This window comes from Streptomyces sp. NPDC032126 (assembly GCF_055580085.1).
This window is the reverse complement of sequence record NZ_JBVIMA010000006.1, coordinates 385,384-404,971: the sequence shown is the minus strand read 5'-3', so window position 1 is coordinate 404,971 and position 19,588 is coordinate 385,384. Positions and strand designations below refer to the sequence as shown.

General features: G+C 71.0%; 22 protein-coding genes. 9 read left to right on the top strand and 13 right to left on the bottom strand.

Translation table 11 applies throughout. The features are described from left to right. Positions 1–276 precede the first annotated feature (276 nt). From ACZ5NW_RS24245 to ACZ5NW_RS24220, 6 genes are all read right to left on the bottom strand, one after another. Positions 277–1,269: a hypothetical protein gene (locus ACZ5NW_RS24245; protein ID WP_468745968.1), complete on the bottom strand. Its 993-nt coding sequence runs from the start codon at positions 1,267–1,269 to the stop codon at positions 277–279. After that, positions 1,269–1,931, bottom strand: coding sequence for an RNA polymerase sigma factor (locus ACZ5NW_RS24240; protein WP_468745967.1), 663 nt, complete (start codon positions 1,929–1,931; stop codon positions 1,269–1,271). The genes ACZ5NW_RS24245 and ACZ5NW_RS24240 overlap by 1 nt, the downstream gene beginning before the upstream one ends. 387 nt (positions 1,932–2,318) lie before the next feature. Beyond that, the gene (locus tag ACZ5NW_RS24235; RefSeq protein ID WP_468745966.1) at positions 2,319–3,182 is read right to left on the bottom strand and encodes a hypothetical protein; all 864 of its coding nucleotides are present in this window, start codon (positions 3,180–3,182) and stop codon (positions 2,319–2,321) included. 102 nt (positions 3,183–3,284) lie between these two features. Then, complete coding sequence (locus ACZ5NW_RS24230) at positions 3,285–3,902, bottom strand: RNA polymerase sigma factor (protein WP_468745965.1); 618 nt, start codon at positions 3,900–3,902, stop codon at positions 3,285–3,287. Between the two features lie 185 nt (positions 3,903–4,087). Further along, positions 4,088–4,498, bottom strand: coding sequence for a hypothetical protein (locus tag ACZ5NW_RS24225; RefSeq protein ID WP_468745964.1), 411 nt, complete (start codon positions 4,496–4,498; stop codon positions 4,088–4,090). A gap of 129 nt (positions 4,499–4,627) precedes the next feature. Next, complete coding sequence (locus tag ACZ5NW_RS24220; protein WP_468745963.1) at positions 4,628–5,026, bottom strand: hypothetical protein; 399 nt, start codon at positions 5,024–5,026, stop codon at positions 4,628–4,630. A 142-nt stretch (positions 5,027–5,168) separates the two neighbouring features. Between ACZ5NW_RS24220 and ACZ5NW_RS24215 the strand changes: the two genes are divergently transcribed. Further along, positions 5,169–5,663 (top strand): DUF1877 family protein, encoded by a 495-nt coding sequence (locus ACZ5NW_RS24215; RefSeq protein WP_468745962.1) that lies wholly within the window; start codon positions 5,169–5,171, stop codon positions 5,661–5,663. Between the two features lie 41 nt (positions 5,664–5,704). Here the strand turns inward: ACZ5NW_RS24215 and ACZ5NW_RS24210 are convergent, their stop codons facing one another. Both ACZ5NW_RS24210 and ACZ5NW_RS24205 read right to left on the bottom strand, forming a co-directional pair. Beyond that, complete coding sequence (locus ACZ5NW_RS24210) at positions 5,705–6,307, bottom strand: hypothetical protein (RefSeq protein ID WP_468745961.1); 603 nt, start codon at positions 6,305–6,307, stop codon at positions 5,705–5,707. Between the two features lie 108 nt (positions 6,308–6,415). After that, a complete protein-coding gene (locus ACZ5NW_RS24205) occupies positions 6,416–8,011 on the bottom strand; it encodes a family 20 glycosylhydrolase (protein ID WP_468745960.1) in 1,596 nt (531 codons plus the stop codon). 265 nt (positions 8,012–8,276) lie between these two features. Here ACZ5NW_RS24205 and ACZ5NW_RS24200 point away from each other — a divergent pair, with 265 nt between their 5' ends. From ACZ5NW_RS24200 to ACZ5NW_RS24175, 6 genes are all read left to right on the top strand, one after another. Continuing rightward, a complete protein-coding gene (locus ACZ5NW_RS24200) occupies positions 8,277–8,792 on the top strand; it encodes a 2-oxo-4-hydroxy-4-carboxy-5-ureidoimidazoline decarboxylase (protein WP_468745959.1) in 516 nt (171 codons plus the stop codon). A 167-nt stretch (positions 8,793–8,959) separates the two neighbouring features. Continuing rightward, positions 8,960–9,340 carry a succinate dehydrogenase, cytochrome b556 subunit gene (gene sdhC / locus ACZ5NW_RS24195; protein ID WP_310765524.1) on the top strand — a complete coding sequence of 127 codons (381 nt, stop codon included), beginning with the start codon at positions 8,960–8,962 and terminating at the stop codon, positions 9,338–9,340. Between the two features lie 5 nt (positions 9,341–9,345). Further along, a complete protein-coding gene (locus tag ACZ5NW_RS24190; RefSeq protein ID WP_468745958.1) occupies positions 9,346–9,828 on the top strand; it encodes a succinate dehydrogenase hydrophobic membrane anchor subunit in 483 nt (160 codons plus the stop codon). Positions 9,829–9,847: 19 nt separating this feature from the next. Further along, positions 9,848–11,602 carry a succinate dehydrogenase flavoprotein subunit gene (gene sdhA, locus ACZ5NW_RS24185; RefSeq protein ID WP_468745957.1) on the top strand — a complete coding sequence of 585 codons (1,755 nt, stop codon included), beginning with the start codon at positions 9,848–9,850 and terminating at the stop codon, positions 11,600–11,602. Beyond that, complete coding sequence (locus ACZ5NW_RS24180) at positions 11,602–12,363, top strand: succinate dehydrogenase iron-sulfur subunit (RefSeq protein ID WP_468745956.1); 762 nt, start codon at positions 11,602–11,604, stop codon at positions 12,361–12,363. The genes sdhA and ACZ5NW_RS24180 overlap by 1 nt, the downstream gene beginning before the upstream one ends. A gap of 158 nt (positions 12,364–12,521) precedes the next feature. Then, a complete protein-coding gene (locus ACZ5NW_RS24175) occupies positions 12,522–13,133 on the top strand; it encodes a Uma2 family endonuclease (RefSeq protein ID WP_468745955.1) in 612 nt (203 codons plus the stop codon). A gap of 68 nt (positions 13,134–13,201) precedes the next feature. On the opposite strand, the gene ACZ5NW_RS24170 is transcribed toward ACZ5NW_RS24175, so the two are convergent. From ACZ5NW_RS24170 to ACZ5NW_RS24160, 3 genes are all read right to left on the bottom strand, one after another. After that, positions 13,202–13,471, bottom strand: coding sequence for a TM2 domain-containing protein (locus ACZ5NW_RS24170; protein ID WP_468745954.1), 270 nt, complete (start codon positions 13,469–13,471; stop codon positions 13,202–13,204). A gap of 247 nt (positions 13,472–13,718) precedes the next feature. After that, the gene (locus ACZ5NW_RS24165) at positions 13,719–14,138 is read right to left on the bottom strand and encodes a DUF2752 domain-containing protein (RefSeq protein WP_468745953.1); all 420 of its coding nucleotides are present in this window, start codon (positions 14,136–14,138) and stop codon (positions 13,719–13,721) included. Further along, a complete protein-coding gene (locus ACZ5NW_RS24160; RefSeq protein WP_468745952.1) occupies positions 14,131–14,613 on the bottom strand; it encodes a TM2 domain-containing protein in 483 nt (160 codons plus the stop codon). The genes ACZ5NW_RS24165 and ACZ5NW_RS24160 overlap by 8 nt, the downstream gene beginning before the upstream one ends. Before the next feature lie 257 nt (positions 14,614–14,870). Between ACZ5NW_RS24160 and ACZ5NW_RS24155 the strand changes: the two genes are divergently transcribed. Then, a complete protein-coding gene (locus ACZ5NW_RS24155) occupies positions 14,871–15,278 on the top strand; it encodes a VOC family protein (RefSeq protein WP_468745951.1) in 408 nt (135 codons plus the stop codon). On the opposite strand, the gene ACZ5NW_RS24150 is transcribed toward ACZ5NW_RS24155, so the two are convergent. After that, a complete protein-coding gene (locus tag ACZ5NW_RS24150; RefSeq protein WP_468745950.1) occupies positions 15,245–16,228 on the bottom strand; it encodes a nucleotidyl transferase AbiEii/AbiGii toxin family protein in 984 nt (327 codons plus the stop codon). The two genes, ACZ5NW_RS24155 and ACZ5NW_RS24150, sit on opposite strands and share 34 nt — an antisense overlap. A gap of 67 nt (positions 16,229–16,295) precedes the next feature. On the opposite strand from ACZ5NW_RS24150, the gene ACZ5NW_RS24145 reads away from it, so the two are divergent. Continuing rightward, positions 16,296–17,045 carry a TetR family transcriptional regulator gene (locus tag ACZ5NW_RS24145; protein WP_468745949.1) on the top strand — a complete coding sequence of 250 codons (750 nt, stop codon included), beginning with the start codon at positions 16,296–16,298 and terminating at the stop codon, positions 17,043–17,045. Positions 17,046–17,125: 80 nt separating this feature from the next. Here ACZ5NW_RS24145 and ACZ5NW_RS24140 read toward each other — a convergent pair whose 3' ends face one another. Continuing rightward, positions 17,126–19,540 (bottom strand): MMPL family transporter, encoded by a 2,415-nt coding sequence (locus tag ACZ5NW_RS24140; protein ID WP_468745948.1) that lies wholly within the window; start codon positions 19,538–19,540, stop codon positions 17,126–17,128. Between the last annotated feature and the right edge of the window lie 48 nt (positions 19,541–19,588).

The window sequence follows — 19,588 nt, the reverse complement described above, 5'->3', positions numbered from 1 at the left end:
GTCGGGGCTTTTTTCCCCGGGGGGCGGACGGGCAACAGGTTTGTGGTTTCGGGGGGGGGGGGGGGGGGGGGGGGGGGGGGGGGGGGGAGGGGGGGGACTTTCCCCCCCCCGCGCCAGATGCACGAGCCGAAGGTACGGGGGGAACCCCGGCTCTGTGCGAGGGCCGATGACCAGTCGGCTCACTCAGTACTGCGTTCCGGCCCCCGAAAACGTCACACCTGGGCCGAGAATTTTTCAACGACTTGCATCGCCGCAGGTCAGAGGGGGTTTGCCAAGTCACCGAGCAGCGGGGGGCTTGCCCTTCTCATGCCGGCCGCCGCTGTCGTGCCTGTCGGCCTTGTCGTCTTTGCCGCCCTTGTCTTCTTTCCCGCCCTTGTCGTCCTTCTCGTCGCCCCCGGGGCCGGAGTGGGAGCCCGAGCCGCTTCCCTTGTGGCCGCCCGTGCCGCCCTTGCCGCTCTTGCCGCTCTTGCCGCTCTTGCCGCTCTTGCCGTCGGCTTTGTCACCCGCGGCGGTCCGCCCGCCGTCCACGCGCTCCAGCACGTCCGCGCAGTACGCCCGTACCCGCGACGAACCGCCCGCCAGCCCCTCCAGGGTGCGGCGCCGCTCGCCGTCCAGGGTCCGGCCCTGGTGCACGTCACGGCAGGCCGAGGTCACCCGGTTCGACACGTCCTGGTGGTCCTTGTCGCCGCCGGGCCCGGTGCCGCGGCTCTCGGAGCCCTTCGGTTCTCCCCCCGCCGGACCGTCGGGCACCCCGGAGGGGGACAGCAGCGGGCGGTCCGGGTCGGGCGAGCCGACCGCCGAGACCGAGGCGGCGGGCTCCGGCCGGGATCCGTCGAACGGCCCCGGCAGCACCCCGGTACCGGCCGCGACCGCGACCCCGCCGACCATGCCGGCCACCAGCGCGGCGGCCAGCCCGAGCCGTGCGGGCCGCCCCCAGCGGGTCCGCCACACACCACCGCCGCGACGGCCGATACGGATCAGCCCGGCGTCGGAGGTGTCGGAGGAGGCGGGCGCGGCGCCGGAGTCGACGGCGGCCAGAGCCGTCGCTCGCTCGGCGCGGACCGCGCGGAACGCGGCGAGGGCGGCGGCCTCGCCGGGCAGCTCGCCGGCGGCCGGCGCGGTGCCCACGGCGGACAGGGCGTCGAGGGTCCGCGCGAGCCGCGCGGCCTGGTCGCGTCCGGCCGGATCGACGGGGTGGTCCGGTGACTCGCCGCTCAGCAGGCGCTCCGCCGTATCGGGGTCCAGCCACCTGTACTCGTCGTCGGCCATCACATGTCCTTCTGCGTCCGCGGACGCAGCTGCGTCACACCGGCGGACGTCACCGCGCCGGAGCGCGGTCCTCGCTGGGGCGGCAGTGCGTCGAGCACGCCGACCGTTTCCGGGTCCTCGCCGATCAGCTCGGCGAGCTTCTTCAGGCCCCGGTGCGCGGCCGTCCGTACGGCGCCGGGGCGTTTGCCGAGCGTCTCGGCGGCGGTCTTGGCGTCGAGGCCCACGACGACCCGCAGCACGACGGCCTCGGCCTGGTCCTGCGGCAGCCGGGCGATCAGCGACAGCGTGCGGCCGGTGGCCAGCGCCTCGATGGCCTCCCCGGCGGTGTCGGACTCGGCGGGCCGGCCGGTCAGCTCGGTCTCGTCGCCGCCGATCGCGGGGCGGCGGCCGCGCATGCGTATGTGGTCCAGGGCGCGGTTGCGGGCGATCCGGGCGGCCCAGCCGCGGAAGCGGTCGGCGTCCCCGCTGAACCGCTCCAGGTCACGGGCGATCTGCAGCCATGCCTCGGAGGCGATGTCCTCGGCGTCGAGCTCGCCGACCAGCGTCCGGACGTATCCCAGCAGCCGTGGATGCACGGCGCGATAGACGGTCCGGAACGCGCTCTCGTCTCCGTTCTGCGCCGCAAGCACCGCGGCGGTCAGCTCGGCGTCGTCCCCCAGCACCCCTGGTCCTCGATCGGTGGTCGCGGTCGCGCGCCCGCGGGTCGTTGCGGTGGTCGGCCGCCGCCGCAGTCCGGCGCGAATGGCACGTTACGGTGTGAAACCGCTGCTCGTCCATGTCGGTCCAGCATGCAACTATCTCGTGATGTGAGCAGTACGGGCAGGGGTGTGACAGAAAACGCACTCAGGGCGCTGTAGGTAGTACGGACCGCGGCGCGGTCCGTGCCGCGCGACGGCCGGGGCCTCTCCTGTGGGGGGTGGCGGCCCCGGCCGTCTCCGCGACGGATCCTGTACGGGCCGCAGCGCGGGACAGCAGTCGTACGAGTCGTACGAGTAACTGCGTCGGCGCAGGACATCCGGTCACCCGGTCATCCGCTCAAACAGCAGGGGTCACTGACCCTTGCCCGCGGTCTTCCCGTCGGCGGGTTCGGTCTGGGCCTTGCCGTCCTTGCCGGCGCTGCCGTCGTTCCCGGCGCTGCCGTTGGCGTTGCCGTTCTGCTCGCTCCCCTGCTTCTCCGGTCCGGCCGCGGCCGAGGCGGACGGGGAGGCGCTGGGCGGAGCCGTCTGCCGGGCGCAGTACGCCTCGACGTTCTCCTCGCCCCCCGCGGCCGTCACGAGCCGCTGCCAGGCGGTGGCGTCCATCGCCTTGCCCCGCCCCTTGCCCTGCCCCCAGGCCCGGCAGTGGGCCTCGGTGTCCTGGGCGGTCTCCGGGCGGTCCTTGCCGGCCGGGTTCGCGGTGGAGGAGGCGGCGGAGGGGTCGCCGGAGGAGGGCGCGGCGGGGTCGCCGGGCGCGCTGGACGCCGTAGTGGCGGGTCCGGATCGGCGGGGGCCGGAGGCCTCGTCGTCGGAGCCGACGCCGCCGATCGCGGCGACGGCGACGCCGCCCAGGGCGAGGCTGGCGACGGCGACCGACAGGGTGGCCTTCACGGAGCGGCGCCGGAGGGCCCGCTGCTCGCGGGGCCGCCAGTCGTCGCGGCGGCGGGTGCGGGCGCGGTGGGCTCCCGCGTCGCGGGCGGCCCGGAAGGCGGCCACGGCGCGCTGCTCGCCCTCGCTGCCGTCGAGGGACCCGTCACCGGTGTCCCGCAGCACGACGGCGAGCAGTTCCTCGATACCGGCGGCGCCGTGGACCCCGGGCTCACCGTGGCTGCCGCCCGCGCCCGGAGTCCCGCCCGCGCCGTCGATCCCGTGGACGTCAGGGTGCGCACGCCGCCGGTGGCCGTGCGCGGCCCCGCCGTCGTTCTGCCGTTCACCCATGTCCGTTTCCGCCTCTGTCCTGGCCGTACGAGTTCTCGTACGCGCTGTTGCACCGGGCGGCGTCGCCCGCCCTTGATCCATACGGCCGACATCCGTCGCCGTTCATTTCGACTCACCCAGCGTCCGGGAGCCGTCATCCGTCACACCGTCGACGCCGAGCTGCCGGGCGAGCCGCTTCAGGCCCCGGTGCGCGGCGGTCCGCACCGCGCCCGGCCGCTTGCCCAGCACCCGCGCCGCCGCCGGCCCGTCGAGCCCGACGACGACCCGCAGCAGCACGGCCTCGGCCTGGTCGCGCGGCAGTCCCCGGACCAGGGCCAGGGCCCGCTCGGTGGAGAGGGTCTCCAGCGCCTGGTCGTACGTGCTCTGCGGCCCGGGCAGGTCCAGTACGTCCTGCTCCAGCGTGGTGCCCCGGGGCCGTACCCGCAGCCGCCGCAGATGGTCGAGCGCGCGGTGCCGGGCGATGGTCGCGGTCCACCCCCGGAAGCCGGCCCCGTCGCCCTTGAACCGCCCGAGGTCCCGGGAGATCTCCAGCCAGGCGTCCGACGCGACGTCCTCGGCGTCGTCGCCGACGATCCCGCGCAGATACCCGAGCAGTCCCGGTTGCACGATCCGGTACGCCACCGCGAACGCGGCCTCGTCGCCGCCCTGGGCCCGTGCAACGGCCGCGCCCAGTTCCCCGTCGTACGCGTGCGCGCGCCGGGGTTCCCCTCCCTGGCCCAAGACTGTCCTCGTTCGTACGGAGTTCGTGGCGGGTGCGTGGTCCCCGAGTCGCGCCCCTGGTCCGGCCGCGGCCACGCCCCCAAGGTCATCAGCGTCGCTGCTCACAGAAATGTCACAGCGCACCACGGGTACCGGCCCGGCCCGCTCGCGCGGGACCGTACCGGCGCCCGCGGCGCGTCGCCCGGTCAGGCGGCGGCCCGCCGGACCCGGCCGTGCAGGGTCAGATAGAAGGTGTGCAGGGATTCCTCGGCGCCGCCCCGTTCGAAGCGGTTGACGACCTTGCCGAGGGGGTTCCAGATCCGCCCGTCCGGCATGCGGACGCCGACGGGCTGACCGAAGTAGGCCCGCTGCCCCTCGTCGAAGTCGACCCACTCGGCACCGGCCCGCCGCACGAGGACTTCCCCGAGGTAGGCCCCGAGCGCGACGAGGGTGTCCTGAGCCGACTCCCGGTCGCTCCCGCCCTTGCGCAGCCCGTCGACGAGGAAGTCGACGACGCGCAGGCTGGCGACGGAGTAGTCCAACGGCAGCCGGTGCCGCGCGGCGACCCGTGCGACGAAGGCACCGGCGCGGGCCCGCATCCCGCTCGCGTCCGCCATAGGGCCCGTCCCCCCTTCCCTGGGATGAGGGGAAGCGGCACACCGCCCCCTCCCGCCTGCCCCAGCGAAAACGGGCCCGCAACCATCACAGGCCACAGCTGTGTCCCTTGTCACACACCAGCAGCGGGACTACGCCTGGCCCGGCCCACCGCTCGCGTCCCTGCACAGCAGGCGCAGCGAGCCGTGGCCGGTGAAGCAGCGGCGGGCCTCGTCGATCGGGTCCCACAGGCGGCCGTCGGGGGTGCGGACCCAGTGGTCGCCGCCGGTCGCCCACCACTCCCCGCCGGTCCGGCGGACGATCACCTCGCCGGCGTAGGCCCCGAGCCCCCGCAGGACGCCGTCCATCGCGGCGTACGGCGTGCCCTCGCGGCGGATGTCGTCGATCAGCCGGTCGACGCGCCACAGGCTCTGCGCCGAGTAGTCGAGGTACAGCCGCGCGCCCTCACGCATCGTCGCCACCGCGTCCGCCGCCCACCGCACGGGTTTCGTGGCGGCGCCCGGCCGGGGCTGCTGGATCGTCTCGCTCATCGTCACGTACGGAACAGCGAGGTCAGGGCCGTGAACGTCACCTGAACGCGCCGTCTGCGCCGCACCGCCGCAGGATCGCCCCGCCCCCGTCACAGGATGTCCCCCGTGTGACGGTCCACCGCTCCCGTGCGCTGCCCAAGTGATGAGCGCCTACTTGCACTTCCGTGCCGTACCGCCGTCGGCGCTGCGCAACAGCGCGGCATGGCTGCGGAGGCTGTTCGACGACGACTGGGACACCGTGCGGGACCGGCTCGACCGGCACCGTGAGGAGATGCTCGACGCCCGCTACCCCGACCATCAGCTCCTCTATACGGACATCCCCCCGGAACACGCCGACGCCGGCCCCGGCGCCCATGTGGTCCTCGGCGGCCAGCGGGTCTACGCGGGGGGCGCCGAACAGCCGCCCTTCCTGCTGCTGACGGCGGCACAGACGGCCCGGGTCGCCGCCTTCCTGGCCGGCACCGACTTCGACGACCTGTGGGGCCCGGCCCGCACCGAACTCCTCCCCCGCTACGGCGGCCCCACCGAGGAACCCCGCACCAGAGCCGCCTTCGCCTCCGCCCACGACGATCTGACGGCCTTCTACACGACCACCGCCGACTACGGCGACGCCGTGGTGAAGTGGCTGATCGCCTAGCCGACGCGCCGACCCTCGCCCCTGCCCAGCCTCGGCTGCCGCTACGAGACCCCCCGCGCCCTGCGCGACACGACCGCTCGCAGCACCCTGCGTCCCTCCGTCGACACGTCCAGGGCTCTGCGCAGGCCGCCCGGGCCGTGCTCGGCGAGGACCTCCAGCACCGTCATCTGGCGGCGCAGCTCGGCCGCGGCCAGCGGTGGCATGCCCTCGGTGCGGCCCGCGCGGCGCGAGTCGACGGGGTCGGGGTCCTCCGACGGGTCGAGCAGTCGGTGTATCTGGAGCGCGGCGACGGAACAGGCGTCGGCCCACACCCGCAGCCCCCCGCCGGACCGCTCGGCGGGCGCGGCATCCAGCATCCGCCGGACGAGCAGCACGGCCTCGTCACCGGCCCCACCCGAAGCACCGTCTCCGCCGGACGCGGGGCCCCCGCCGGAAGCCCCGTCTCCCCCGTCGAGCCTGCCGCGTGCCTGTTCCATCAGCTCGCCCCAGGCGGCCGCGTCGGCGCCCTCGATGAGGTTTCCCCAGAGCGGTCGCAGGACCTCGTCGTCGCCCCCGAGCAGCGGCACGCACCGATCCAAACAAGCCAGTCCGGTGGCGGCCAGTCCGCGCTCGTCGGCCTGAGCGATCAGTTCCACCAGGCTCATCACGCCTCCCTCGCCAGGGCGCCATCCTTACGGAGCCCGCACTTCCCCTTACTGCGTGCAATGCCCGAGGAGTGTCACAGCGCCCGGCCGGCAAACGTTTTCAGCCACTCACCCCAGTCGCCCCGCGAGCGCCCGGAACTGCGCCCAGGAGAGGGCGGGCCGGCCGGGATCCCACAGCTTCTGCACGGTCGCCCGCAGCGGCATCCGGATCCCCGCGGCGACCTGCGCCTGGGTCTGCGCGTGCGGGTAGTCGCCCCACACCGAGAAGAACCCGCCGAGGATCTGGGCGTCGTACGCCGACGACACCGGTGTGGTGCCGCGCAGCACCCGGGGTGTCCAGGTCTCGTAGATCGCCTGCCCCGTCGGATAGAAGAACTGGTTGGGCTCGCCGAGCACGTAGTAGAGGAACTTGTCGTTGAAGTTGACGACCTTCCGTCCCGCGCTCAGATACTCCACGGGCTTGCGCGCCCCGATCTCCTTGCCCGTCCAGTACCCGACCTGGATCTCCGCGGCCGGTTTCACCGACGTCCCCCGGAAGAAGCCGTCGTTCCAGGCGCGCGGGGTCCTGCCGTGGGCGCGGACCGTGACGGCGCGGGCGTTGAGCCAGCCGGTGGTGAGGTCGGCGACGGTCGCGCCGGGGCCGTAGGCGGCGCGGGCGGCGGTGGCGAGCTGGGGGAAGGACACCTCGGGGTTCTTGACGACGAGCGCCTGGTACTCGTCGCCGCCGAGATGCCAGGGCCCGTCCGGGAACAGGTCGGCGTACTCGTTCAGCAGATCGTCGATGATCTCGGCGGACGCGTCCTTCGAGATGTCGATCGCCCCGCGCGTCGGCACGCCCTGCGCGTTGCGCAGCTGCAGCTCGGGGTGGGCGGCGAGGACGGCCCCGAGGTGTCCCGGTGAGTCGATCTCCGGGATCACGGTGATGTGCCGCGCCCGGGCCAGCGCGACGATCTTCCTGACCTGCGCCTTGGTGAGATGGTCCTGGGACACGATCTCGGGGTGCGAGTCGGACTCGATCCGGAATCCCTGGTCGTCGGAGAAGTGCAGCTGGAGCTGGTTGAACTTCAGGTCCCCCAGCTCCCGCACCCGGTCCTCGATCCACTCCGCGGCGAAGTGCTTGCGGGCGGTGTCGAGGGAGAACCCGCGCACCGGCTCGGCCGGCCCGTCCCGTACGACACCCTCCGGGGCCGTGCCCCCGCCGTGCGCCTCCTGCTTGAGCGTGCGCGTCCCGTAGAACACCCCCGCGTCCGACGGCCCGCTGATGGTGACCGTCCCGCCGCGCACGGTCATGACGTACGACTCCGGGTCGCCGCCCTGGCCCGCGCCGAGCGTCAGCCGCACATCCCCGGGGCGCGCGTCGTCCTTCTCCCCCGCGTACGTCAGTCCCAGCTCACCGGCGATCAGCCGCCCCTCGTCGGCGAGCACACCGTCGTCGACGACGACCCGCTCCCCGGCGACGGCCCGCCACCCGGGCCCGCGCGCGGGGGTGTGCGAGCGCACGGCGGGAATGGTGTGCGGCGTCGTCGACAGCGGATAGACGCGGGTCGGTGTGGGGCTGGGCGACGCGGAGGCCCTGACGGAGGGACTTCTGGAGGCCACGGCGGTCGGCACGGTGTCGTCCTCGCCGCCGCCCCCGGTCGAGGCCCATACGCCGAGCCCCACCCCGAGGCCGACCGTCACGGCGAACGCACCGCCGATCAGCAACCGCTGCCTCGTCTGCCTCGTCCTGCTGTGTGGCGCCCGGCGCCCGTGCCTGCTCACCCCGCCAACCTACGACCCCTGTGGCGCCCCGTGAGTCCACAGCACGTTCCGAAACTCTCCCGTTCGAGTGAAATTCGGGCAGACGTCGGACACAGGATGACCGCTCTCGATAACGTGGCGCTCACACCTTTCACAGCATCCCCTGCCACACCACACGTGACGAGGATTTCCGCTGCCCGCCCGCCGCTTTCCCCACCTCCCCGGCCGCGTGGCCATACCGGCCCTGCCCGAGCAGACCCGCACCGGCTCGACGACCCCCCGGCTCGCGGAGTTCAACGCCGCGCCCGCCGACGAGGCCCGCCACACCCTCCTGACCTGCCTGCGCAGCCTCCGCTGGGCCCACCGGGTCGCCGACCACCGCCCGTACCCGACGGCGGAGGCCCTGCTGGCAGCGTCGGACGAGGCGGCCTACGACCTGACACCGGCCGATCTGTCGGAGGCACTGGCGGGCGAGTCACTGCCGCCCCTCCCGGACGAAACGTACGAGGTGGCGTACACGGCCCTCAGTGCCGCACACGCCGCATACGAGGCCAAATTCGGCCACGTCTTCGTCATCTACCTGGGCGACACCCCGCGGAACGAGTGCCTGGACCGCGTCCTGGAAGGCATCCGGTCACGTTTGACGAACGATCCGGAGGAGGAGCGGGTCGTCGCGGCGGACGAACTCCGCAAACTGGCGAAGGGACGGCTGCTGTGCTCCCTGGGGGCAAAAACCCTCCGCTAGCCCATACGTGCTCCTTTGAATGCCACTTTGATCACACTGGTAGGCCCCGCGTAAGCCCCGCGCCGGTGCCTGAGTACGATGCTGGGGGCCGGTGGACCGTACCCGGCCGGGCCCGACCGACAGCACAAGCCGGCAGGCCCTAGTCCCCGCTCCCGGAGGGTTCTTCCGTGCCGGCTGGAACGCTGTACCGCGGCCGGGAAGGAATGTGGTCCTGGGTGGCTCACCGAGTCACCGGCGTCCTCATCTTCTTCTTCCTGTTCGTTCACGTGCTGGACACCGCTCTCGTGCGTGTCTCCCCCGAGGACTACGACAAGGTCGTAGCCACGTACAAGACGCCGATCGTCGCCGTGCTGGAGTACGGCCTCGTCGCCGCCATCCTCTTCCACGCGCTCAACGGCCTGCGTGTCATCGCCGTCGACTTCTGGTCGAAGGGCCCGCGCTACCAGAAGCAGATGCTGTGGACCGTCGTCGGCGTCTGGGTCGTGCTGATGCTCGGGGCGATCTACCCCGTCCTCGGCCACGCCGCTCGTGAACTGTTCGGGAGCTGACACCGATGGCCACCACCGAATCCCCCGCTTCCGCCGTCGGCCCCGTCGAGGGCGCGCCCCTCTACACCGTCGACAACCCGGCCCCCCTCATCGAGGCCCCCCGCAAGCGCACCAAGAAGTCCCCGAAGTCCACCCGGGGCAACTTCGAGATGGCGGCCTGGCTCTTCATGCGCCTGTCCGGCATCGTGCTGGTCGTCCTGGTCCTCGGCCACCTGCTGATCCAGCTCGTGCTGGACGGCGGCGTCTCCAAGGTCGGCTTCGCCTTCGTCGCCGGCCGCTGGGCGTCCCCGTTCTGGCAGGTCTGGGACCTGCTGATGCTGTGGCTGGCGATGCTGCACGGCGCCAACGGCCTGCGTACGGTCATCAACGACTACGCGGAGCGCGCGAACACCCGGCTGTGGCTCAAGGGCCTGCTCTACACCGCCACGGTGTTCACCATCCTGCTGGGCACGCTGGTGATCTTCACCTTCGACCCGAACATCCGCTAGGCACGGGGCTGCGAGAAACATGAAGATCCACAAGTACGACACCGTCATCGTCGGCGCCGGCGGCGCGGGCATGCGCGCGGCCATCGAGGCGACGAAGCGCAGCCGCACCGCGGTGCTCACCAAGCTCTACCCCACCCGCTCCCACACGGGCGCCGCGCAGGGCGGCATGGCCGCCGCGCTGGCCAACGTGGAGGAGGACAACTGGGAGTGGCACACCTTCGACACGGTCAAGGGCGGTGACTACCTGGTCGACCAGGACGCCGCCGAGATCCTGGCGAAGGAGGCCATCGACGCGGTCCTCGACCTGGAGAAGATGGGCCTGCCGTTCAACCGCACCCCGAACGGCACCATCGACCAGCGCCGCTTCGGCGGTCACAGCCGCAACCACGGCGAGGCCCCGGTCCGCCGGTCCTGCTACGCGGCCGACCGCACCGGCCACATGATCCTCCAGACGCTGTACCAGAACTGCGTCAAGGAGGGCGTGGAGTTCTTCAACGAGTTCTACGTCCTGGACCAGCTGATCACCGAGGTCGACGGCGTCAAGAAGTCGGCCGGTGTGGTGGCGTACGAGCTGGCCACCGGTGAGATCCACATCTTCCAGGCGAAGGCGGTCATCTACGCCTCCGGCGGCACCGGCAAGTTCTTCAAGGTGACGTCGAACGCCCACACCCTGACCGGTGACGGCCAGGCCGCCGTCTACCGCCGCGGGCTTCCGCTGGAGGACATGGAGTTCTTCCAGTTCCACCCGACCGGCATCTGGCGCATGGGCATCCTGCTGACGGAGGGCGCCCGCGGTGAGGGCGGCATCCTGCGCAACAAGGACGGCGAGCGCTTCATGGAGAAGTACGCGCCGGTCATGAAGGACCTCGCGTCCCGTGACGTCGTGTCCCGCTCCATCTACACGGAGATCCGTGAGGGCCGCGGCTGCGGTCCCGAGGGCGACCACGTCTACCTCGACCTCACGCACCTCCCGCCGGAGCAGCTGGACGCCAAGCTGCCCGACATCACCGAGTTCGCGCGGACGTACCTCGGCATCGAGCCGTACACGGACCCGATCCCGATCCAGCCGACCGCGCACTACGCCATGGGCGGTATCCCGACGAACGTCGAGGGTGAGGTCCTGGCGGACAACACCACCGTCGTCCCGGGCCTGTACGCGGCCGGCGAGGTCGCGTGCGTGTCGGTGCACGGCGCGAACCGTCTCGGCACGAACTCCCTCCTGGACATCAACGTCTTCGGCCGTCGCGCGGGCATCGCCGCCGCCGAGTACTCCCACAAGGCCGACTTCGTCGAGCTGCCGGAGAACCCCGAGGCGTTCGTCGTGGAGCAGATCGAGCGGCTGCGCACCTCCACGGGCAACGAGCGGGTCGCCCAGATCCGTCGTGAGCTGCAGGAGACCATGGACGCCAACGTCATGGTGTTCCGCACCGAGCAGACGATCAAGACGGCGGTCGAGAAGATCGCCGAGCTGCGCGAGCGCTACAAGAACGTGGCGATCCAGGACAAGGGCAAGCGGTTCAACACGGACCTCCTGGAGGCCATCGAGCTGGGCAACCTGCTGGAGCTGGCCGAGGTCATGGCGGTGTCGGCCCTGGCCCGCAAGGAGTCCCGCGGCGGTCACTACCGCGAGGACTACCCGAACCGCGACGACGTCAACTTCATGCGCCACACCATGGCGTACCGCGAGGTGGGCGACGACGGCACCGAGTCCGTCCGTCTCGACTACAAGCCGGTCGTCCAGACCCGCTACCAGCCGATGGAGCGTAAGTACTGATGGCAACCCCTGTTCTGGACAAGGTGGAGGCCGAGGCCGCCGCGTCCCCGTACATCACGGTCACCTTCCGAGTCCGCCGCTTCAACCCGGAGGTCTCGGCCGAGGCGACGTGGGAAGACTTCCAGCTGGAAATCGACCCCAAGGAGCGTGTGCTCGACGGTCTCCACAAGATCAAGTGGGACCTGGACGGCACGCTGACGTTCCGTCGCTCCTGCGCGCACGGCATCTGCGGCTCGGACGCGATGCGCATCAACGGCAAGAACCGCCTCGCGTGCAAGACGCTGATCAAGGACATCAACCCGGAGAAGCCGATCACGGTCGAGCCCATCAAGGGCCTGACCGTGCTGAAGGACCTGGTCGTGGACATGGACCCGTTCTTCCAGGCCTACCGGGACGTGATGCCCTTCCTGATCACGAAGGACACCAACGAGCCGACGCGTGAGCGTCTTCAGTCGGCGGAGGACCGCGAGCGGTTCGACGACACCACGAAGTGCATCCTGTGCGCCGCGTGCACGTCGTCCTGCCCGGTCTTCTGGAACGACGGCCAGTACTTCGGCCCGGCCGCGATCGTGAACGCGCACCGATTCATCTTCGACAGCCGTGACGAGGCCGGCGAGCAGCGCCTGGAGATCCTCAACGACCGTGACGGCGTGTGGCGTTGCCGTACGACGTTCAACTGCACGGACGCCTGCCCGCGCGGTATCGAGGTCACGAAGGCGATCGCCGAGGTGAAGAAGGCGCTGATCACGCGCCGCTTCTGAGCGTTGTCGTCATCAGTACGCCGTGAGGGCCCTGTCTCCGCTGGAGGCAGGGCCCTCTGGCATATGCCCCACCATCGGGTGAACCGGGGCGCGAAGGACGTACAGGCACCGTCCGGCCTACGATGATGTTCTCGACACCAGCCCACAGGAGGCACCTGATGTCCGCAGCAGCTGTCGAGCGGCCGCATGAGGACCGTCCGTTGATCGCGGAGGCGAACCGGATCATGGATCGTCTCCCGGGGTACCGCGTCGAGATCATCGGAGGCCAGATCCTCGTGTCCCCGCCACCGGACGGCCCACACGCCAAGGCCCTCACCGACTTGATGCTGCCATTCCTGGCCGCCGGTCTCCACGGGGCTGAATCAGCGGTACTGCAGGGCGTTGGCCTCTGGCTGCCGACAGGCTCCGAGGACTACGCGATCCCCGACCTCTCGCTGCTCGACGCCGATTTCGAAGATCACTACGTCGAGAACAACTGCTACGACCCCGTCTGCTTCCGCCTGGTTCTGGAGGTCACTTCCAGCAACTATCGGAGCGACCTACGAGACAAGGTCAAGGCGTACGCTGCGGCCAAGATTCCGGTCTACGTGATCATCGACCGCACACATCAGCGCCTCCATGTCCTGACCAACCCCACCGGGGACGATTACGAGAGCCACCGGCCCCACTCCCCCGGCGAGATGGTCACCCTGCCCAAATCCATCGGCGCCGAGGTCACCCTGGACGTGGCCGAGATCCTGTCGGCGGGGCAGCCCCGCAAGAGCGACTGAGCGATGAGCACAACGCCCCGCCGGCCAGACATCCGACCGACGGGGCGAGGGAGACGTGCGTGCGGGTGTCAGCCGCGCAGGACGCGGCCCTGGGAGTCGGTCCGGTCGTTGCTCGTGAGGAACAGGATGCCGTCGATCAGCGCCCAGATGCCGAAGCCACCGCAGGTGAAGAGCTGGGCGATGCCCACGCCGGTGTTGCCGACGTAGAAACGGCCGATGCCGAAGCCGCCCAGGAAGAGCTGGAGGACCCCCGCGACGATCTTCGACTTGTCGGAGTAGGGGCGGCCCTGCGGGTCGTAACCGTAAGGGGCGTTGGGGTCGTTGGTGGGGACGGTCATGAGAACTGCTCCTGGAATGGCTCAAGCGGGCCCGGAGCGGGATGTCTCCGGGTGCGGAGGAGCACATACCGGCCTGAAACATGACACGGTCTCATGACACGGTCGCCCCCCGTAGGGGGTGAGCCTAGGGAGACATGCAGGGCGAACGGGAGCCCGGCGGGGCGATTGTTCCTCTTCCGTGATCAATTTTTCGCCAACTACGACCCGGATCCGGTCCTTCGCCGACCGCAGGCTCAACCTCCGGCGCCTAGAAGGCGTTGCGCACCACGGTCCAGACGACGGCGAGGCCGAGAATGACGGCCTGGGTGCGGCGACTGGGGGTCGGCCGCCAGTGCCGCTTGCCGACGACCCCCTCCCACATCCAGCGTCCGAGGAGGGCGAGGGCGAACGGGGAGGCGAGCAGCAGGACGCGGTTGTCGAGCCACGCCTGGGCGAACTGACCGTGCATCAGGTCGTACGTCATACGAGTGCCGCCGCAGGCCGGGCAGAGCAGCCCGGTGACGAACCGGAAGGGGCACTGGGGCAGGACGTGGCCGGGTTGGTGCGGGTCGGTCCCGTACAGATAGACGGAACCGGCCGCACCGGCGGCGAGCACCGCGAGGGGTGCCGCCGCCGGATGCCGCAGAAGCGACGACGCGGAACGGGGCGGGGCGCCCACGTCAGCCACGCAGCACCCGCCCGTTGCCGTCGGTGGTGTTGCTGCTCGTCAGCAGGATGATGCCGTCGATCAGCGCCCAGATGCCGAGGCCACCGCAGGTGAAGAGCTGGGCGAGGCCGAGGCCGACATTGCCGATGTAGAACCGGCCGACGCCGAAGGTGCCGAGGAAGAGCTGGAGGATACCGGCGACGATCTTCGACTTGTCGGAGTACGGACGCCCGTAAGGGTCGTAGCCGTACGGGGCGTTGGGGTCACCGGTGTAGGTGCCGGGCGGAACGGCACCCGGGGCGGCGTACCCACCCTGCGGGTAGCCCTGCTGCTGATACCCGGGCTGCTGATAGGCGCCCTGCTGCTGGTATCCGGGCTGCTGGTAAGCGCCCTGCTGCGGATACCCGTACGGGCCGGCCTGCGGCTGCTGCCCGGCGTTGGGGTACCCGTACCCCGGCTGGGGCGGCTGCTGAGGCTGCTGCGGCTGTTCGGTCACGGTGGATTCTCCCCCGAGGTGCGATGTCTATCGGATGCACGTCATCTTGCCCGACACCACAAGCCCTGAAGAAGTCAGGTGGACCAACGCCCGCCTGCGGCCGCCCCCGCCGTCACTTCAGGCGTCCCGTGTGTCCTCCGCGTCACGGCCGGGACGGTGGTGGGGAATCCGGGACGCCTCACCTGAACGGGTGATCACATGTTCTGCCTGCGTCCGCGTGCCGAAGGCCGGTCGAGCGAGATGCTTACTCTGACGGTATGTCAGATGACCAGTCGTACGAGCTGCTCGGGTTCGACAATGTTCTGTTGCCCGTCGGGGAGCTCGGTGAGGCCGTCGCCTTCTACGAGCGGGCCGGGTTCGTCACCGGGTTCCGGTTCGACGAGGCCGGGATCGCTCTGCTCAAGGTGGGGGCGGAGACGCCGGGGATCTTGTTGCGGCAGGAGGACGGGCTCGGGCATCGGCCGCCCCACTGGCCCTCCCCCCGGCTGTGGATCGAGGTGGCCGACGCCCGCCGTGCCGCGAAGAGGCTCGGCGAGGCCGGGATCGCCGCGCTCGACGAGCCGTTCTCCGTGGCCACGGGGTGGACGGTCGAGTTCGCCGATCCCTGGGGGAACGTCCTCGGGCTCACCGACTACAGCAAGCGCCCGGAGTTGGCGCGGCGGTGAGTCGCGGTGCTCAGCATCGGGTCCAGTGCCTCGGTCAGACGGGCCAGCCACGTCTCCGCCGTGCCCCGTACCCACGGGTGCTCCTCGTGGAAGGGCCTCCAGTCGATCCGCCAGGTCGATACGTCGTCCGTCGTCAGGCCGCGGCTCAGGACCTTGTTCAGGAGGCGTGGGGTGAGCTGCGCGACCGCTCCCGACTCCGCGAGCAGGACCGCGTCGTAGAGGTCCTTCCCCTGTGCGCCGCCCTCCGTCGCCGCGTCGGTGTGCAGCCACTGGAGCTTCCAGGCCAGCGACAGCTCCCGGCCGGCCGTCCGGACGGCGATCGGGGCGCGGCCGTCCGCGCGCGGGACCAGGGTCCACACCGGGGGCTCGGGGAGGACTTCGTCGCGGGCGAAGTCCAGCCGTACGGCGCCCTGCAACCGTCCCTCCGCCCGATAGGGGATGACGAGGCGGACACCCGGGGTGTCGTACTCCGTATACGTCCAGGTGCCGTCCTCCCTCGCCGCGCCCGCGTCCAGGACCACGCCCGGGGCCGCCCACGGGCGTTCGCGCACGCGGTCCAGCAGGTCCTGGTAGGGCGGGCTCGGCTCGGCCGTGTCCGGTTCGGCGACGATCCAGTGCAGGCCCTCGGGAGGCAGATACGGGCGGCGGCCGTCCGTGCCGAACTCCTCCTCCCGCCAGATGTCGTAGCGCGCGGCGCCGGCGGCGGCCTCCGGCCACTGCTGGACCTCGTCGAGCGCGTGCGCGTAGGGGTGGGGGTCGTGCGGGTCGACCCTGACCTCGCCCTCCAGGACGATCCAGTCGAGGTCACCCGGATCGCGGGCCGCGTCCCCGACCCAGGCGGGCAGGGTCATGCTGCCGCGCAGGACGAGGGACGCGCTCCACGGCGCCTCGGCGATCAGCGCCAGGACGTGATCGAGAGCGGCACGTCGAGCTCCGTCGGGTCCCTTCACACCGCCCGACGCTAGCAACGGGCACTGACAGGCGGGGGCGTGCTGGTCACTGGTTAGGCTCTCGTCCGTGCCCGTGAACAACGACAACCCCGACGAGGCGGCCTCCGCGCCCAGCAAGTCCGAGCAGACCCGTGCGCTGATCCTGGAGACCGCGATGCGGCTGTTCCAGGAGCGGGGGTACGACAAGACGACGATGCGGGCCATCGCCCAGGAGGCCGGGGTCTCGGTCGGCAACGCGTACTACTACTTCCAGGGCAAGGAACACCTGATCCAGGGCTTCTACGACCGGCTCGCCGCCGAGCACCGGCGGGCGGTCCGGGCGGTCCTGGACCGGGAGACCGATCTGGAGGCGCGGCTGGCGGGGGTGCTGCGGGTCTGGCTGGACGTGGCGACGCCGTACCACGAGTTCGCGGTGCAGTTCTTCAAGAACGCCGCCGACCCGGACAGCCCGCTCAGCCCCTTCTCTCCGGAGAGCGAGCACGCGCGCGTGGAGGCGATCTCCGTGCACCGGGAGGTGCTGGCGGGGGCGACGAGGACGAAGGTCCCCGAGGAACTCCGGGACGTCCTGCCCGAGTTGATGTGGCTGTCGCAGATGGGGCTGGTCCTGTACTGGATCTTCGACCGGACCGAGGGGCGTGAGCGCAGCTACCGGCTGGCGGAGCGGGGCGCCCGGCTGACGGCGCGGGGCGTCTCCCTCGCCCGGTTCCGGGTGCTGCGGCCGCTGGTGCTGGAGGTCCACGAGCTGTTCACGGACTTCCTGCCGGGGATGACGCGCGTTCTGCCGGACCCGATGGCCAAGAGCCGTGAGGGCACGTGATCGCCTCCGGGTGAACGCGTCCATCGGCGCCGAGGTCGACCTCGGCGCCGATGGAATCCTCAAGGCCGCTCAGGGCGAGGTCAGTTGACCGCGTCCACCTCGCCCTCCGCCAGTTCCACGTCGTACACCACCGGTCCGCCCGCCACCGTCACATGGCGGGCCTTCGACGCGTACGGGCGGGCCGTGACCGCGAGGAGATACGCCCCCGGGGACGGCACCGACAGGATGTAGGAGCCGTCGGCCAGGGAGGTCACGCGGTCCAGCTGGTGGCCGCCCTTGGACAGGAGGGTGACCGCCGCGTCCTCGACCGGGGCGCCGGAGTCGTCCCGCACGTAGCCGTGGATGACCGAGGCCTGGGCCTCCTCGGCGGAGACCGTCTCGTCCTCGTCCTTGGGCTCCACCGCGAGGTGCGGCAGCCGCTTGTCCAGCCACGCCGGCAGCCACCAGTTGGAGTTGCCGAGCAGGTGCATCGCCGCCGGCACCAGGGCCGTACGCAGGATGAACGCGTCCAGGAAGACCGCCGCCGCGAGCCCCACGCCCGCCATGGCCGCGCCCGCGTCGCCGCTCAGCACGAACGCCATGAAGACGAACACCATGATCAGGGCCGCGCTGTTGATGACCCGGCTGGTCTCCGCGAGGCCGACGCGGACCGCCCGCGCGTTGTCCTTCGTGTGGACCCACTCCTCGTGCATCCGGCTCACCAGGAAAACCTGGTAGTCCATGGAGAGGCCGAAGAGCAGGGACAGCATGATGACCGGGAGGAACGAGTTGATCGGTCCCTCCTTGCCGAGGCCCAGCAGGTCCAGGCCCCAGCCCCACTGGAAGATCGCGACCAGGACACCGAAGGAGGCCGCCGCCGCGATCAGGTTCATGATGGCCGCCGTCAGCGGCACGACGAGCGAGCGGAACGCCACGAGCAGCAGCAGGAAGCCCAGGCCGATGATCGTCGCGACGAAGTAGGGCATCCGGTCGGCGGTGACCTTGGTGAAGTCCTTCGAGACCGCCGTCACGCCACCCACGTGCGCCTCGACGCCCGCCTTCGGGATCACCTCGTCGCGCAGGGTGTCGATCAGCTTGTCCGTCTTCTCGGACTGCGGGGACGTCGTCGGGACCACCTGGATGACCGTCACGCCCTGCGCGGGCGGCAGGGCGGCCACCTGGGCGACGCCCTTGGTGTCCTGAAGGCCCTTCACCAGCGCCGTCGTGTCACCGCTCTCCGACACCACCTGGAGCGGGCCGTTGAAGCCCGGCCCGAAGCCGTCGGCGAGCAGGTCGTACGCCTTGCGGGTGGTCGTCTTCGCGTCGTCGTTGCCCTGGTCGCTCACGCCCAGCCGCATCGACAGCACCGGCAGCGCGAGCGCCGCCATCACGGCCAGCGCGATCACCGCGACCGTACGGGGACGCTTCTGCACGTTCGTCGACCAGCGTGCCGCGAGGCCGTTCGCCTTGTCCTGCTCGGGGCCGTTCTCGGCCAGCTTGCGCCGCTGCTTGCGGCTGAGCACCCGCATGCCGAGGAAGCCCAGCAGGGCGGGCAGCAGGGTCGTCGCCGCGAGGACGCTGAGGACCACGGTCAGGATGGTGCCGATGACGACGCCGTCCAGGAAGCGCAGGTTCGTCACCAGCATGCCGGCGAGCGCGATGCACACGGTGCCGCCCGCGAACAGCACCGCACGGCCGGAGGTGTTGAGCGCGGCGATGGCCGCCTTCTCCGGCTCGACGCCGCGCAGGATGCCGCGCCGGTGCCGGGTGACGATGAACAGGGCGTAGTCGATGCCGACGCCGAGACCGATGAGCGAGGCGAGCAGCGGCGCCAGGTCGGGGATGTTGGTGGCGTGGCTGAGCAGCTGGGTGCCCATCATGCCGGTGCCGACGCCGAAGATCGCCACCGCGATCGGCAGCAGCATCGCGAACAGGGAGCCGAAGGCCAGGAAGAGGACGATGGCCGCGGCGAGGATGCCGACCATCTCCGACAGGCCCTGCGGCGGCTCCTGCACCCGCCGGATCGCCTCACCGCCCAGCTCGACCCTCAGACCGTCCTTCTTGGCGTCCTTCGCGGTGTCGCGGACGTCCTCGATGAGACCCTTGGGGACCTCGTTGGCCTGCTTGGTGAAGGTGATCTGGGCGTACGCGATCCGGCCGTCCTTGCTGATCTGCGCGGCGCCCTGCTCGCCCGTGTACGGGCCGGCGACGTCGCCGACGCCCTTCATCTTCTTGATCTCGTCGAGAGCGGGCTGGATCCGGGACTTCACCGACTCGTCCCGGACGGATCCCTCGTCGACCTTCCACACGACCGTGTCGACGTCGCCGGCGCGCTCGGGGAACGCCTTCTCCATCAGGTCGTACGCGCTCTTGGAGTCCGTGTTCGGGAGAGAGAAGACGTTCGCGTAGTCCGTACCGGCCGTCGAGGCCGCGAAGCCCAGGCCGAACAGCGCCCCCACCCATAGCAACAGGACCACCAGCCGGTGCCGGTAGCACCACCGTGCCCATGCGGCCACGTTCAAGCTCCTTCGTCAGATGTCAATGATCGGTTGGTCCCCCAGGTC